Origin of the sequence: Burkholderia sp. KBS0801 (assembly GCF_005937855.2) — a bacterium.
Lineage (GTDB): Bacteria > Pseudomonadota > Gammaproteobacteria > Burkholderiales > Burkholderiaceae > Burkholderia > Burkholderia ambifaria.
The window spans coordinates 1,955,762-1,970,176 of the sequence record NZ_CP042177.1 but is presented as its reverse complement, the minus strand read 5'-3'; the positions used below and the strand labels follow the sequence as shown (position 1 = coordinate 1,970,176).

Annotated in this window: 13 protein-coding genes and 1 other RNA gene; 11 read left to right on the top strand and 3 right to left on the bottom strand. The window is 67.2% G+C overall.

The window, feature by feature from the left end; genetic code table 11:
* Positions 1–15: 15 nt before the first annotated feature.
* A complete protein-coding gene (rho, locus tag FFI87_RS09320) occupies positions 16–1,278 on the bottom strand; it encodes a transcription termination factor Rho (RefSeq protein ID WP_006753675.1) in 1,263 nt (420 codons plus the stop codon).
* Positions 1,279–1,473: 195 nt separating this feature from the next.
* Positions 1,474–1,800: a thioredoxin TrxA gene (trxA, locus tag FFI87_RS09315; RefSeq protein ID WP_006402348.1), complete on the bottom strand. Its 327-nt coding sequence runs from the start codon at positions 1,798–1,800 to the stop codon at positions 1,474–1,476.
* A gap of 403 nt (positions 1,801–2,203) precedes the next feature.
* Here trxA and ffs point away from each other — a divergent pair.
* The 10 genes from ffs to FFI87_RS09265 all read left to right on the top strand — a co-directional run bounded on the left by ffs (position 2,204) and on the right by FFI87_RS09265 (position 11,871).
* Positions 2,204–2,302: signal recognition particle sRNA small type (ffs, locus tag FFI87_RS09310), an RNA gene on the top strand.
* 128 nt (positions 2,303–2,430) lie between these two features.
* On the top strand, positions 2,431–4,872 hold the full coding sequence (locus FFI87_RS09305; RefSeq protein ID WP_138847608.1) for a DNA polymerase III subunit gamma/tau: 2,442 nt from the start codon (positions 2,431–2,433) through the stop codon (positions 4,870–4,872).
* 94 nt (positions 4,873–4,966) lie between these two features.
* Complete coding sequence (locus tag FFI87_RS09300; RefSeq protein WP_006755698.1) at positions 4,967–5,293, top strand: YbaB/EbfC family nucleoid-associated protein; 327 nt, start codon at positions 4,967–4,969, stop codon at positions 5,291–5,293.
* A 40-nt stretch (positions 5,294–5,333) separates the two neighbouring features.
* On the top strand, positions 5,334–5,930 hold the full coding sequence (gene recR, locus FFI87_RS09295; RefSeq protein ID WP_006755697.1) for a recombination mediator RecR: 597 nt from the start codon (positions 5,334–5,336) through the stop codon (positions 5,928–5,930).
* 48 nt (positions 5,931–5,978) lie between these two features.
* Positions 5,979–7,184 (top strand): CaiB/BaiF CoA transferase family protein, encoded by a 1,206-nt coding sequence (locus FFI87_RS09290; RefSeq protein ID WP_006755696.1) that lies wholly within the window; start codon positions 5,979–5,981, stop codon positions 7,182–7,184.
* A 211-nt stretch (positions 7,185–7,395) separates the two neighbouring features.
* Positions 7,396–8,157, top strand: coding sequence for a 5'/3'-nucleotidase SurE (gene surE / locus FFI87_RS09285; protein WP_011657030.1), 762 nt, complete (start codon positions 7,396–7,398; stop codon positions 8,155–8,157).
* Positions 8,154–9,101 carry a protein-L-isoaspartate(D-aspartate) O-methyltransferase gene (locus FFI87_RS09280; RefSeq protein ID WP_138847609.1) on the top strand — a complete coding sequence of 316 codons (948 nt, stop codon included), beginning with the start codon at positions 8,154–8,156 and terminating at the stop codon, positions 9,099–9,101. The genes surE and FFI87_RS09280 overlap by 4 nt, the downstream gene beginning before the upstream one ends.
* Positions 9,102–9,106: 5 nt before the next feature.
* Positions 9,107–9,994 carry a peptidoglycan DD-metalloendopeptidase family protein gene (locus FFI87_RS09275; protein WP_138847610.1) on the top strand — a complete coding sequence of 296 codons (888 nt, stop codon included), beginning with the start codon at positions 9,107–9,109 and terminating at the stop codon, positions 9,992–9,994.
* An 11-nt stretch (positions 9,995–10,005) separates the two neighbouring features.
* Positions 10,006–11,091 carry an RNA polymerase sigma factor RpoS gene (rpoS, locus tag FFI87_RS09270; protein ID WP_012364000.1) on the top strand — a complete coding sequence of 362 codons (1,086 nt, stop codon included), beginning with the start codon at positions 10,006–10,008 and terminating at the stop codon, positions 11,089–11,091.
* A 3-nt stretch (positions 11,092–11,094) separates the two neighbouring features.
* Complete coding sequence (locus FFI87_RS09265; protein WP_006755578.1) at positions 11,095–11,871, top strand: 3'-5' exonuclease; 777 nt, start codon at positions 11,095–11,097, stop codon at positions 11,869–11,871.
* A 27-nt stretch (positions 11,872–11,898) separates the two neighbouring features.
* Here the strand turns inward: FFI87_RS09265 and FFI87_RS09260 are convergent, their stop codons facing one another.
* Positions 11,899–12,753 (bottom strand): endonuclease/exonuclease/phosphatase family protein, encoded by an 855-nt coding sequence (locus tag FFI87_RS09260; protein WP_138847611.1) that lies wholly within the window; start codon positions 12,751–12,753, stop codon positions 11,899–11,901.
* Between the two features lie 147 nt (positions 12,754–12,900).
* On the opposite strand from FFI87_RS09260, the gene rlmD reads away from it, so the two are divergent.
* Positions 12,901–14,355, top strand: coding sequence for a 23S rRNA (uracil(1939)-C(5))-methyltransferase RlmD (gene rlmD, locus FFI87_RS09255; RefSeq protein WP_249177302.1), 1,455 nt, complete (start codon positions 12,901–12,903; stop codon positions 14,353–14,355).
* The last annotated feature ends 60 nt before the right edge of the window (positions 14,356–14,415 follow it).

Sequence of the window (14,415 nt, the reverse complement as noted above, 5' to 3'; positions counted from 1 at the left end):
TGCGGGCGAGGGCGATCAGCCGCCGCGGCGCATCAGGTCGAAGAACTCGGAGTTGCTCTTCGTTTGACGGATCTTGTCGAGCAGGAATTCCATGGCCTCGACTTCGTCCATGTCGTGGATGAACTTGCGCAGCACCCAGATCTTTTGAAGGATCTCGGGCTTGATCAGCATTTCTTCGCGACGCGTGCCCGACTTGTTCAGGTTGATCGACGGATAGACGCGCTTTTCCGCGAGGCGGCGCTCAAGGTGCACTTCCATGTTGCCGGTGCCCTTGAACTCTTCGTAGATCACGTCGTCCATGCGGCTGCCGGTTTCGATCAGCGCGGTGCCGATGATCGTCAGCGAGCCGCCTTCCTCGATGTTGCGCGCCGCGCCGAAGAAGCGCTTCGGACGCTGCAGTGCGTTCGCGTCGACACCGCCCGTCAGCACCTTGCCCGACGCCGGGATCACGGTGTTGTAAGCGCGTGCGAGACGCGTGATCGAGTCGAGCAGAATCACGACGTCGTGCTTCATTTCGACGAGGCGCTTGGCCTTCTCGATCACCATTTCGGCGACCTGCACGTGCCGCGTGGCCGGTTCGTCGAACGTGGACGCGATCACTTCGCCGGCGACCGAGCGCTGCATTTCGGTCACTTCTTCGGGGCGCTCGTCGATCAGCAGCACGAACAGGACGACGTCCGGGTGGTTCTGCTTGATCGCGTGTGCGATGTGCTGGAGCATCACGGTCTTGCCCGACTTCGGCGACGCGACCAGCAGGCCGCGCTGGCCCTTGCCGATCGGCGCGATCATGTCGATGATGCGGCCCGTGACGTTCTCTTCGCCGCGCATTTCGCGTTCGAGCGCCAGCGGCTTGTTCGGGTGCAGCGGCGTGAGGTTCTCGAACATGATCTTGTGTTTCGAGGCCTCGGGCGGCTGCCCGTTGACTTTGTCGACCTTCACCAGCGCGAAGTAGCGCTCGCCGTCCTTCGGCGTGCGGACTTCACCTTCGATCGTGTCGCCGGTGTGCAGGTTGAAGCGGCGAATCTGCGACGGGCTGATATAGATGTCGTCGGTGCTCGCGAGGTACGACATTTCCGGCGAGCGCAGGAAGCCGAAGCCGTCCGGGAGTACTTCGAGCGTGCCGTCGCCGAAGATCGTCTCTCCCGTCTTGGCGCGCTTTTTGAGAATGGCGAACATCAGCTCCTGCTTGCGCAGGCGGTTCGCGTTTTCGATCTCCAGGCCATTGGCCATTTCGATCAGTTCGGACACGTGCAGAGACTTGAGCTCGGATAAATGCATACGGAGAACCCGCCAGGGAGGAGAAGCGACGAAAAGAAATAAGGGAGGAGGGGCGAGCGGAGGCGCTCTGAGACTTAATGCGTCTTGTAGACGTTTTTTGATTCTAGCATACGCTGATTCGTGCCTGAGCGGCCGATCGGCGGCTTGGCGGCGGACGTGTTGTCGGTTGACAACACGTCCGAGGAACGGCCCGTATTACAGGTGGCTGTCCAGGAATGCGGTGAGCTGCGACTTCGACAGCGCGCCGACCTTCTGCGCGGCGGCCGCGCCGTTCTTGAACAGGATCAGCGTCGGGATGCCGCGCACGCCGAACTTCGCAGGCGTCGCCTGGTTGTCGTCGACATTGATCTTCGCGATCTGCAGCTTGTCGCCGTAGTCCTTCGCGACTTCGTCGAGGATCGGGGCGATCATCTTGCACGGGCCGCACCATTCGGCCCAGAAGTCGACGAGCACGGGCTTGTCGGATTTGACGACGTCCTGTTCGAACGATGCGTCGCTGATGTGTTTGATCTGTTCGCTCATTGGGTCAATACCTCTTACGGTTCGGGGACTGCCTGCTTGGCGCGTTGCGGCGCTCCGGCGGCCTGACGGCTGCCGGCCGCTGCGGCAGGTCACTCCGCTCTCCGGAAGGAAGGGCGCAGGCGCTGCATGGCGCGGCTCGCGGGTCGTTCGGGCGTCATATTAGCCTAAATTGCTATCTGCTGCGGGCGGCGATAGTAGCCGCTACGCGAGTAGGGGTACGACGCGCCGTTCGACCGTTGTGTTCGGAAGGTGGAGGCCGGCATGAAAAATACAAGAGCCGCCGTCATTCACCGCGTGCTCGCCCCGGCTTCCTGCGCCCATGCACGCGCCGGTTTGCTCGATCGCTCGCATTGTTGCGAACAAACGGTCGCATTCGACCGGAAGCGGTGATAGAATATGCCGTGACGGGCCTCCTCGCATGGTGGGGCGGTGAACCTGGTCAGGTCGGGAACGAAGCAGCCACAATCGTTTTCTGCCAGTGCCGAGGGTTGGGCTCGTCACCTTTCCTCTCGCCCCGTTCGTTGGGCGTTTTTTATTTCTGCGTCATTCTCCGTTTTTTCCTCCGCCTTGCCCGTTCTCCGCACCGTTTCGCGTGTCGGCGGGACGCAGCGTTACTGATACAATTTCCTGATGACCTATCAAGTTCTCGCACGCAAGTGGCGTCCGAAGGATTTCGCTTCGCTCGTCGGCCAGGAGCACGTCGTCAGGGCGCTCACGCACGCGCTCGATGGCGGGCGTCTCCATCACGCCTATCTGTTTACCGGAACCCGCGGCGTCGGCAAGACGACGCTGTCGCGGATCTTCGCGAAGGCGCTCAACTGTGAAACCGGCGTCACGTCGCAGCCGTGCGGCGTGTGCCGCGCGTGCCGCGAGATCGACGAAGGCCGCTTCGTCGACTACGTCGAGATGGACGCGGCGAGCAACCGCGGCGTCGACGAGATGGCCGCGCTGCTCGAGCGCGCGGTGTACGCGCCCGTCGATGCGCGCTTCAAGGTCTACATGATCGACGAAGTGCACATGCTGACGAACCACGCGTTCAACGCGATGCTGAAGACGCTCGAGGAGCCGCCGCCGCACGTCAAGTTCATCCTCGCGACGACCGACCCGCAGAAGATTCCCGTCACCGTGCTGTCGCGCTGCCTGCAGTTCAACCTGAAGCAGATGCCGGCCGGGCACATCGTGTCGCATCTCGAGCGGATCCTCGGCGAAGAGCAGATTTCGTTCGAACTGCAGGCGCTGCGTCTGCTCGCGCGCGCCGCGCAGGGCAGCATGCGCGATGCGCTGTCGCTGACCGACCAGGCGATCGCCTATTCGGCGAACGAAGTGACCGAAGCGGCGGTGTCCGGCATGCTCGGCGCACTCGACCAGACCTACATGGTGCGGCTGCTCGATGGGCTCGCGGCCGGCAACGGCCCGGAGATCCTCGCGATCGCCGACGAGATGTCGCTACGCAGCCTGTCGTTTTCCACCGCGCTGCAGGATCTCGCGAGCCTGCTGCACCGGATCGCATGGGCGCAGTTCGCGCCGGGCTCGGTGCTCGACGAATGGCCGGAAGCGGCCGACTTGCGCCGCTTCGCGGACGCGCTGAGCCCCGAGCAGGTTCAACTGTTCTATCAGATCGCAACGGTCGGACGCGCGGAACTCGGCCTCGCTCCGGACGAATACGCCGGCTTCACGATGACGCTGCTGCGGATGCTCGCGTTCGAGCCGGCCGTCGGCGCCGGCAGTGCGCCGGGTGGCCAGCCGGCCGTGCCGCGTGCCGTACCCGCGCCCGCGCCGCGTGCGACCGCCGCTGCTGCTGCGTCGGCTGCGGCGCCCAAGTCGCCAGCGGTACCCGTAGCGGCACCGGCACCCAAGCCGCCAGCGGCACCCGCACCGGCAGCCGCCGCGGAGGTCGTACGCCCGCAGGCTGCCGCTCCGGTCGCGCCCGCCGCGCGTCCGTCGCCGGTCCAGTCCGGTGATGCGGCGACTTCGTCGGCCGTGAAGCCTGTCGCGACAGCGGCAGCGGCTGCGAGCGAAGCGCCGGCCGCACCGCAGCCGGCAGCGAACCCGGCACCTCAGGCGGCACCGGCGAGCGATGCGCCGCCGGCCGTGCGCAACGAACCTGAACCGCCGGCTGTCGCCAAGCGCGTCGACGAACCTGAACCGCCTGCTGCCGCCAAGCGCGTCGCGGAACCTGCAGCGCCTGCCGAACCGGCGCCGCATGCCACGGCGGCCACGCCAGCAGCCCCTGCCGCGCGCCCGTCGGCCCGCGGTGGCGCAGCTGCCGCACTCGACGTGCTGCGCAATGCCGGCATGCGCGTGTCATCCGACCGTTCGCGAGCTGACGCCGTGCCGAAGCCGGCAGCGGCCCAGCCGGCCGCGGACAAACCAGCGCCGTCGCGTCCTGCCGTGCAGGTGCCGACGCCGCGTGCGGCGGCTCGCGCACCGCAGGCAGCCGACACGCGCCAGGCGCCGCCGCCGTGGGAAGACATCCCGCCGGACGAATACGTGCCGCTCAGCGCCGACGAGATGTTCGGCGGTGGGGCCGACGACGGCTTCGTCCCGGTATTCGACAGCGGCCCCGACGACGTGCGCATTGCGCCGAAGCCGGCGGAGGCCCGTCCGTCCGCACCGGTCGACACGCGCCCGCTGCCGCCCGCGATCGCGCTCGATCCGATCGGCTTCGACGGCGAGTGGCCGGCGCTGGCCGCACGGTTGCCGCTGAAGGGCGTCGCGTATCAGCTTGCGTTCAACAGCGAGCTGACGGCCGTCGACGCGACGACGTTGAAACTGTCCGTGCCGGTGCCGCAGTATGCGGACGCCGCCCAGGTCGCGAAGCTGAAGGCTGCGCTGGCCGACGCGCTCGGCAAGCCGGTCGAGGTCGCGGTCGAGGTCGGGCCCGCGCGGCGCACCGCGGCGGCGCTCGATGCGGCGGCACGTGCGGCCCGCCAGCGCGAGGCCGAGCAGGAGATCCACGGCGATCCGTTCGTCCAGCAGCTCGTGCGTGATTTCGGCGCGCGTATCGTCGAAGGCTCGGTGCGGCCGCTCGCCGATTCAGCGCCGGACGGCGCGCCGCCCACGCTGCATTGAACGAATCGCACCGCGACAGGCACAATCACGCCCGCACACATTGGCCGGCATGCGCCGCGTGCCGGTTTTCACACGATCAAGAAGGAGTATTCCCATGTTGAAAGGCAACCTCGCCGGACTGATGAAGCAAGCGCAGCAAATGCAGGAAAACATGAAGAAGATGCAGGAGCAGCTTGCGCAGATCGAAGTCGAAGGGCAGTCGGGTGCCGGCCTCGTCAAGGTGACGATGACGTGCCGCAACGAAGTGCGTCGCGTGGCGATCGACCCGAGCCTGCTCGCGGACGACAAGGACATGCTCGAGGATCTGGTCGCAGCAGCGTTCAACGACGCCGTCCGCAAGGCCGAAGCCACGTCGCAGGAGAAGATGAGCGGCATGACGTCGGGCCTGCCGCTGCCCCCGGGCTTCAAGCTGCCGTTCTGAGCGCAGCGTCCGTTCAGCCCGTTCAGCCTCCAGCCGCCGTATGAAACAGCCGTCCGCCCTGTCCGCGCTCGTCGAGGCGCTGCGTGTCCTGCCCGGCGTCGGGCCGAAATCCGCGCAGCGCATGGCGTACCACCTGATGCAGCACGATCGGGAGGGCGCGGAGCGGCTCGGCCGGTCGCTGCTGTTCGCGACCGAGCACCTGCAGCACTGCGAGAAGTGCAACACGTTCACGGAAGCGCAGATCTGCGAGGTGTGCAGCGACGACGAGCGTGATCCGACGCTGCTGTGCGTCGTGGAGACGCCGGCCGACCAGATCATGCTCGAGCAGACGATGACGTACCGCGGGCTGTATTTCGTGCTGATGGGGCGGCTGAGCCCGCTCGACGGGATCGGCCCGAAGGAAATCCATTTCGACCGCCTCGTGCGGCGCGCATCCGACGGCGTCGTCAAGGAGGTCGTGCTCGCGACCAACTTCACGAACGAGGGCGAAGCCACCGCGCACTACCTCGGCCAGACGCTGAAGGCGCGCGGGCTCGCGGTCACGCGCCTCGCGCGCGGCGTGCCGGTCGGCGGCGAGCTCGAATACGTCGACGCGGGCACCATCGCCCGCGCGATGCTCGACCGCCGCACGATGTAAGCCGGGCGCCGCCGGCGAGCGGCGCCGTTCCTCATGCCAGGGAGACACATGAGCACCAGCCAGGGCCCGCTCGCGGGCGTCAAAGTGCTCGAATTCGGGACGCTGATCGCGGGGCCGTTCGCGTCGCGCCTCTTGGCCGAATTCGGCGCGGAAGTGATCAAGATCGAGGATCCGAACGGCGGCGACCCGCTGCGCAAGTGGCGCAAGCTGCATCCGGAGCAGGGCGGCACGTCGCTGTGGTGGTCGGTCCAGGCGCGCAACAAGAAATCGGTCACGCTCAATCTGAAATCCGATGCCGGCAAGGCAATCGCGCGGCAACTCGCGCGCGAGGCCGACATCGTGGTCGAAAACTTTCGCCCCGGCCTGCTCGAGAAGCTCGGCCTCGGCTACGACATCCTGTCGGCCGACAATCCCGGTCTCGTGATGGTGCGCCTGTCCGGCTACGGGCAGACGGGCCCGTACCGCGACCGGCCCGGCTTCGGCGCGATCGCCGAATCGATGGGCGGATTGCGTCACATCACCGGCTATCCGGATCTGCCGCCGCCGCGCATCGGCATCTCGATCGGCGACTCCATTGCCGCGCTGCACGGCGTGATCGGCGCGCTGATGGCGCTCCACCACCGCAACGTGAATGGCGGCGCGGGGCAGGTGGTCGACGTTGCGCTGTATGAAGCGGTGTTCAACATGATGGAAAGCGTGGTGCCCGAATACGGCGTGTACGGGATGGTGCGCGAGCGCACCGGCGCGTCGCTGCCCGGCATCGTGCCGTCGAACACCTACGCGTGTCGCGACGGCAGCATCGTGATCGGCGGCAACAGCGACCCGATCTTCAAGCGGCTGATGAAGGCGATCGAGCGCGACGACCTCGCGGACGATCCCGCACTCGCACGCAACGACGGACGCGTGCCGCGCACGCAGGAAATCGACGACGCGATCGCCGCGTGGCTCGCGCCGCGCACGATCGACGACGCGCTGGCCGTGCTCAACGCGGCCGACGTGCCGGCCGGGCGCATCTACAGCGCCGCCGACATGTTCACCGATCCCCAGTTCGTCGCGCGACAGATGATCCAGCGTTTCAAGCTGGCCGACGGCACCGACATTCCGCTGCCGAACGTCACGCCGAAGCTGTCCGGCACGCCGGGCGAAACGCGCTGGCTCGGGCCCGAACTCGGCGAGCACACGGACGAGGTGCTGCGCGGCCTCGGCTACGACGCGCAGGCGATCGCCGCGCTGCGCGAGGCCGGCGCGATCTGAGCGTCGTCCCCAGCGCCGGCGAAGCGCGCGGGGTTTCCCGGACGGGACTTCCTTCCGGGTCGATGACTGCGGGCGGCCGAGTGTTTTCCCGAGTGGGTGGAACGCCGCCGCGCAATGCGGCGGCGCACCGCATGCGCGAGCTGCATGCGGGCCCGTCAGACGCCGCCGGACTGTCGCTCTCGCGCCATCTTTCCTCGGTTACAATCGCCGGATGCGAATCCTACTCAGCAACGACGACGGCTATCTCGCCCCCGGTCTCGCCGCGCTCAGCGACGCGCTGCGGCCGTTGGCCGACCTCACCGTGATCGCACCCGAGCAGAACTGCAGCGGCGCGTCGAATTCCCTCACGCTGTCGCGGCCGCTGTCGGTGCAGCGCGCGACGAATACGGGTTTCTTCTACGTGAACGGCACGCCGACCGACTCGGTGCACGTCGCGTTGACGGGGATGGCCGACGAGCGTCCGGACCTCGTCGTGTCGGGGATCAACAACGGCCAGAACATGGGCGAAGACACCCTCTATTCAGGGACAGTTGCGGCCGCCACCGAAGGCATCATGTTCGGCGTGCCGGCCATCGCGTTCTCGCTGGCCGACAAGGGCTGGGCGCATCTGGCCGACGCCGCGCGCGTCGCCGCTGAAATCGTCGAGCATTACCTCGCGCATCCGCTGCCCGGTCAGCCGTTGCTGAACGTCAATATTCCGAATCTGCCGTACGACGAGCTGAGGGGCTGGAAGGTCACGCGCCTCGGCAAGCGTCACCCGTCGCAGCCGGTGATTCGCCAGACCGACCCGCGCGGCGAGCCGGTCTACTGGATCGGTGCGGCGGGTGCCGCGCTGGACGCGAGCGAAGGTACCGATTTCCACGCCGTCGCAAACGGTTTCGTGTCGATCACGCCGCTGCAGCTCGATCTCACGCATACGCAAATGCTGCCTGCAACGCGCGAATGGGCGCGCGCAGGCGGGCGGGCTTCATGAGCGGCGAGCGCGCGAAGCGGTTCCCGCTCGCGCTCGAAGATCTCAAGCGAGCGCCACGCAAATCGGAAGTCCGGTCCGGATCCGGTGAACGCCATGCGGCGAGCGCGGTGCCGAAGGCCGCCGACAAGCCCGCCGCCGTGCTCAAGCCGGTGGCGAAGACGGGCGCCGCCCGCGCGCTGTCCGGCACGGCTGCCGCGAAGCCAGCGACCGCACCGAAGCCGACCGTGCTGAAGCCCGCGATGCCGCAGCCGGCCGCGCCGAAGCTGGCCGCGCCGAGCATCGCGCCGGCCGGCGCGTTCGCGCTGACCTCGGAACGTGTGCGCGAGCGTATGGTCGAACGCCTGCGCGCGAACGGCGTGACCGACGCGCGCGTGCTGGATGCGATGGCCGCGGTGCCGCGCCACATGTTCGTGGATCCGGGGCTCGCGACGCAGGCCTACGAGGATGCCGCGTTGCCGATCGGCCACCAGCAAACGATCTCAAAGCCGTCGGTCGTCGCGCGCATGATCGAGCTCGCGATGGCCGGCCGCACACTCGAACGCGTGCTCGAGATCGGCACCGGTTGCGGCTACCAGGCCGCGGTGCTGAGTCACGTGGCGCGCGACGTGTATTCGATTGAACGCATCAAGCCGCTCTACGAGCGCGCGAAGCTGAACCTGCGGCCGCTGCGCGTGCCGAACATCCGTTTGCATTATGGCGACGGGCGTGTCGGCCTGCCGTCCGCGGCCCCGTTCGACGCGATCGTGATCGCGGCGGCGGGGCTCGACGTGCCGCAGGCGCTGCTCGAGCAGCTCGCGATCGGCGGGCGGCTCGTCGCGCCGGTCGGCGCGCAGAGCGGGCAGCACCAGGTACTCACGCTGGTCGAGCGCGTCGCGCCCGCGCAATGGCGAGAGTCCCGGCTTGATCGCGTTTTCTTTGTCCCTTTAAAATCCGGAGTGATTTGAAACCGATGAGTATGTTGCGCGCGATGCAAAACAACCGAACCAGGGAACCGCTCACGTTCGCCCAGCGCGCGATCTGTGTGGCTGCATTCTCCACGCTACTGGCCGCCTGTGCGACGCGCCTCGACAACGCGCCCGTCGTCGACCGCTCCGGAGCGCTCGGCACGACCGCTGCCGCGCAGCCGGCGGTGCCGCTCGGCCCGCCGCCGCCCGGCTTCTACCGTGTGAAACCGGGTGACACGCTGTACCGGATCGCACTCGAGAACGGGCAGAACTATCGCGACATCGCCGCGTGGAACAACCTGACGAACCCGAACCAGATCGAAGTCGACCAACTGCTGCGCGTGGCGCCGCCGGGCGGCGCCGCGGTGGCCGGCTCGCAGGTTGCCGCGCCGATCGGCGGTGCCGCAGTCGCGACCGCGCCGCTCAGCAGCGGTCCCGCGACGCCGGCCGCAGGCTCGTCGTCGTCCGCGGTCACGCCGCCGGCTGCCGCCTCCGCATCGAGCGATACGGCAGCAGCGCCGAGTGGCCCCGTGACGTTTGCATGGCCTGTGCGCGGCCCGCTGCTGAACGGTTTCGACGACGCGAAGAACAAGGGCGTCAATATCGGCGGCACGTCCGGTGAACCCGTGAAGGCGGCGGCCGATGGCCGCGTCGTCTACTCGGGCAATGGCCTGCGTGGCTACGGCAACCTCATTATCATCAAACACGATGCAACTTACCTCACGGCGTATGCACATAATCGCGCTTTGATGGTAAAAGAGGGGGACGCGGTGACGAAGGGGCAGAAGATCGCCGAGATGGGTAACAGCGATGCCGACCGCGTGATGCTGCATTTCGAGGTTCGCCGGCAGGGTAAACCTGTCGATCCGCTGAAGTATTTGCCGCCTCAATAACCGAGACGACCATGCCGAAATCGAAGCGCCACGAGCCGCAAGCCGAGTCTGAGAAGATCAGTCGTGCCACGCAAGCATCGGTGGAGCGAGCTGGCGCTTCGAAGGACGACGAAGACGACGTCGCGGAAAACGAACGTGATCTCGAGGCAAGCGACGCCGAAGCGGACGGCGACGGCGAGCGCGAAGGCCGTGCGGAAGCAGCGCCCGACGTCGACGATTTCCGCGCATTGCTGCAGGCTGAGCTCACGGCCGACACGATCCAGCATTACCTGAACCGCATCAGCGTGAAGCCGCTGCTGACCGTCGAGGAGGAGCAGCGCTATTCGCGGCTCGCGAAGGCCGGCGAATTCGAGGCGCGGCAGGTGATGATCGAGCGCAACCTGCGTCTCGTCGTCAGTATCGCGAAGGGTTACCTGAACCGCGGCGTGCCGCTGCTCGACCTGATCGAGGAAGGCAACCTCGGCCTGATGCACGCGATCGAGAAATTCGACCCGACGCGCGGCTTTCGCTTCTCGACCTATGCGACGTGGTGGATTCGCCAGAGCATCGAGCGGGCGATCATGAACCAGGCGCGCACCGTGCGCCTGCCCGTGCACGTGATCCGCGAGCTGAACCAGGTGCTGCGCGCGAAGCGCCACCTCGAAAAGAATTCGATGTCGACGGGCGAGGCGGCCGAGCGCCGCGAAGCCAGCATCGACGACATCGCCTATCTCACCGGCAAGACCGCCGAGGAAGTCACCGACATCCTCGCGCTCAATGAGCACACCGCATCGCTCGACGCGCCGCTCGACCTCGATCCCGCGAGCAGCCTGCTCGATCTGCTGCCCGACGACCAGAGCCAGTCGCCCGACGCCGAGGTGCAGCACCGAGAGCTCGAGACGCTCACGCGCGCGTGGCTGTCACGTCTGTCCGACAAGCACCGCCACGTGATCGAGCGCCGCTTCGGGCTGAACCACATCGAACCGGCCACGCTCGAGGAGCTGGCCGACGAGATGGGGCTCACGCGCGAGCGCGTGCGGCAGATCCAGCAGGAAGCGCTGGTGCGCCTCAAGCGGTTCTTTGCCTCCAACGGCGTGCGCAAGGACGCCGTTCTGTAACTGATGACTCCGATTCTCGTTTTTGACATCGAGACCATTCCCGATGTCGACGGCATTCGCCGTCTGGAAGATCTGCCCGCGACGCTCGACGATGCCGCGGTGGCCGAACATGCGTTCGCCGCGCGCCGCGAGAAGACCGGCGGCGATTTCCTGCCGCATCACCTGCAGCGCATCGCGGCGATTTCCTGCGTGTTCCGCGACAACAACGGTTTCCGTGTGCGCTCGCTGGGTACGCCCCAGGACAACGAGGCGACGCTGATCCAGTCGTTCTACCGCGTGATCGAGAAATACACGCCGCAGCTCGTGTCGTGGAACGGCGGTGGCTTCGATCTGCCGGTGCTCCATTACCGTGCGCTCGTGCACGGGATTCCAGCGACGCGCTACTGGGACCTGGGCGAGGACGACCGCGAATTCAAGTGGAACAACTACATCGCGCGCTATCACTCGCGGCATACCGATCTGATGGACGTGCTCGCGATGTATCAGGCGCGCGCGAACGCGCCGCTCGACGCGCTCGCGAAGCTGTGCGGCTTTCCGGGCAAGCTGGGGATGGACGGCAGCCAGGTGTGGCCGGCGTTCCAGGACGGGCGGATCGAGGAAATCCGCAACTACTGCGAAACCGACGTCGTCAACACCTACCTGCTGTATTGCCGGTTCCAGCTGATGCGCGGCGGCCTCACGCCGAGCGAATATGCGGACGAGATCCTGCTCGTGAAGAATTCGCTTGCGCAGGAGCCCGCGTCGCATTGGGCCGAATACCTGGCCGGCTTCGACGCGTGACGCGGGCGGCCCACGTCGCGGCCGCGATCAATCGACCTCGAGCACGACCGGCTGGTGATCCGACGCACGCACGTCGCCGTCGATCTCGCAGCGCGTGACGCGCGGCAGCAGCGTGTCGGTCACGAACACGAAATCGCACGCGAGCGGCCCGTCCGACCATTGCGCGGTGTCGTAGACGCCGGCGGTCGGCGGCGGCGTATGGCCCTGGTGCCGGCCAACCCACGCATCGACGAACGATGGCGCGTCCGCGATCGGCTCCAGCAGGCGCCGGTATGCATCGCTGTCGAACGCGCTGTTGAAATCGCCGCAGATGATCGCGTCGCGCGCCTGCCCGGTCGCGGTGAACGGTCCCGTGGCGTTCTCCGCCGGGGCAGGCTGGTCGGCGTGGGCGCAGGCTTCGCGGTGCCGGGCGCGCAGCGCATCGACCTGTGCGAGTCGCTGGCGCGCAGAATAGAATTCGAGGTGCGTCGTGATGATACGCAGCGCGCCGGACGGCGTCGTCAACTCGACCTCCAGCGCGACGCGCGGCATCGACGGCTCGCCGGCGTCGGCCGGCCACGGCAGCAACTGGCGCAGCACGCGTCCGACCGGCAGCCGGATCGCGATCGCATTGCCGAACTGCCGGCGCGCCGCATCGGGTTCGAGCGGCGGCAGGTCGGCGCCGATCGCCTCGAAGATCGTATAGCCGGGCAGCAACGCCGCCAGTTCGGTGAACTGATCAGGGCCCGGCTGGCCGGGCAGCGCGCCGAAGCCGCGCGTGACTTCCTGCATGCACAGCACGTCGAAGTCGCCGAGGCTGCGGGCGGCGGCGATGGTGCGCGCGAGGTCGACGACGCCGTCCGCGTCCCGACCCCATTGAACGTTCCAGTCGATCAGTCGCATGGTCGATTCTCCTGCGAGCAGAGAGCCACCTGCGAGCAGGACTTGTGCCGCCGGTGAGTCGGCAAGGCACCGCGCCCGCGGGCCCTTTGTGCAGTACGCGGCGCCGTGGATGCATCCGTATCGGCACATGCGCGATGAAAGCGGGCGATGCGGGCTGTCGTCGTCTACAATCTCGCCTTCTTCAACGTTTGTCAGGAAAAGCTGGTGTCCGAAGCCGTCCCCACTTCTGCGCGCAAATCGAAAAATGCGCCCGTCGCGCCCGGGCCTGCCCCGGTTCTCGAGATCGAATCGCTCGACATGGAAGCGCGCGGTGTCGGCCGCACGGTGACCGAGGACGGCACGCCGGGCAAGGTCATCTTCGTCGAAGGCGCGCTGCCCGGCGAGCGCGTGACCTATTCGAGCTACCGTCGCAAGCCGAGCTACGAGCAGGCGACCGTGGTCGACATCCTGCGCCCGAGCGTGCTGCGCACGCAGCCGAAATGCGCGTTCTTCGGCACCTGCGGCGGCTGCTCGATGCAGCACCTCGACATGCGCGCCCAGGTGGCGATCAAGCAGCGCGTGCTCGAGGACAACCTGTGGCATCTGGCGAAGCTGCGTGCCGAGACGATGTTCGCGCCGATCCATGGCCCGTCGTGGGGCTACCGCTACCGTGCGCGCCTGACTGTGCGCAACGTCGCGAAGAAGGGCGGCGTGCTGGTCGGCTTCCACGAAAAGAAGAGCAGCTATGTCGCCGACATGACGAGCTGCGAAGTGCTGCCGCCGCACGTGTCCGCAATGCTCGTGCCGCTGCGCCGGCTGGTCGAGGGGCTGTCGATTCGCGACCGGATGCCGCAGATCGAACTCGCGGTCGGTTCGCAAGTCACCGCGCTGGTGCTGCGCGTGCTGGAGCCGATCAATGCGGACGACGAAGCGCTGCTGCGCGCGTTCGCGGACGAGCACAAGGTGCAGTTCTGGCTGCAGCCGAAGGGCCCGGACACGGTGACGCCGTTCTATCCGCTCGACGTGCCGCTCGACTACACGCTGCCGGAGTTCGGCATCCGCATGCCGTTCAAGCCGACCGACTTCACGCAGGTCAACCATCAGATCAACCGCGTGCTGGTGGGCCGCGCGCTGCGCCTGCTCGCGCCGTCGCGCGACGATCGCGTGCTCGACCTGTTCTGCGGGATCGGCAACTTCACGCTGCCGCTCGCGCGACTGTCGCGCGAGGTGATGGGCATCGAGGGCAGCGACACGCTGACGACGCGCGCGCTGGCGAATGCGCGCGAAAACGGCGTCGATGGCCACACGACGTTCGCGTGCCGGAACCTGTTCGAAGTGACGGGCGACGACCTCCGTGCGCTCGGCGCCTTCGACAAGTTCCTGATCGACCCGCCGCGCGAAGGCGCGCTTGCGGTGTCGAAGGCGCTGGCCGAAATCGCGCAGAGCGGCGCAGGCCCGCTGCCGAAGCGGATCGTCTACGTGTCGTGCAACCCGTCGACGCTCGCGCGTGACGCTGGCCTCCTCGTGCACGAGGCGGGTTACCGCCTGAAGGGCGCCGGGGTCGTGAACATGTTCCCGAATACGTCGCACGTCGAATCGATCGCGCTGTTCGAGCGCGACTGAGCGGGCGGGCGTCGGACGTAAAAAAACCGGCCCGCGGGCCGGTTTTTCATGGGATGTTGC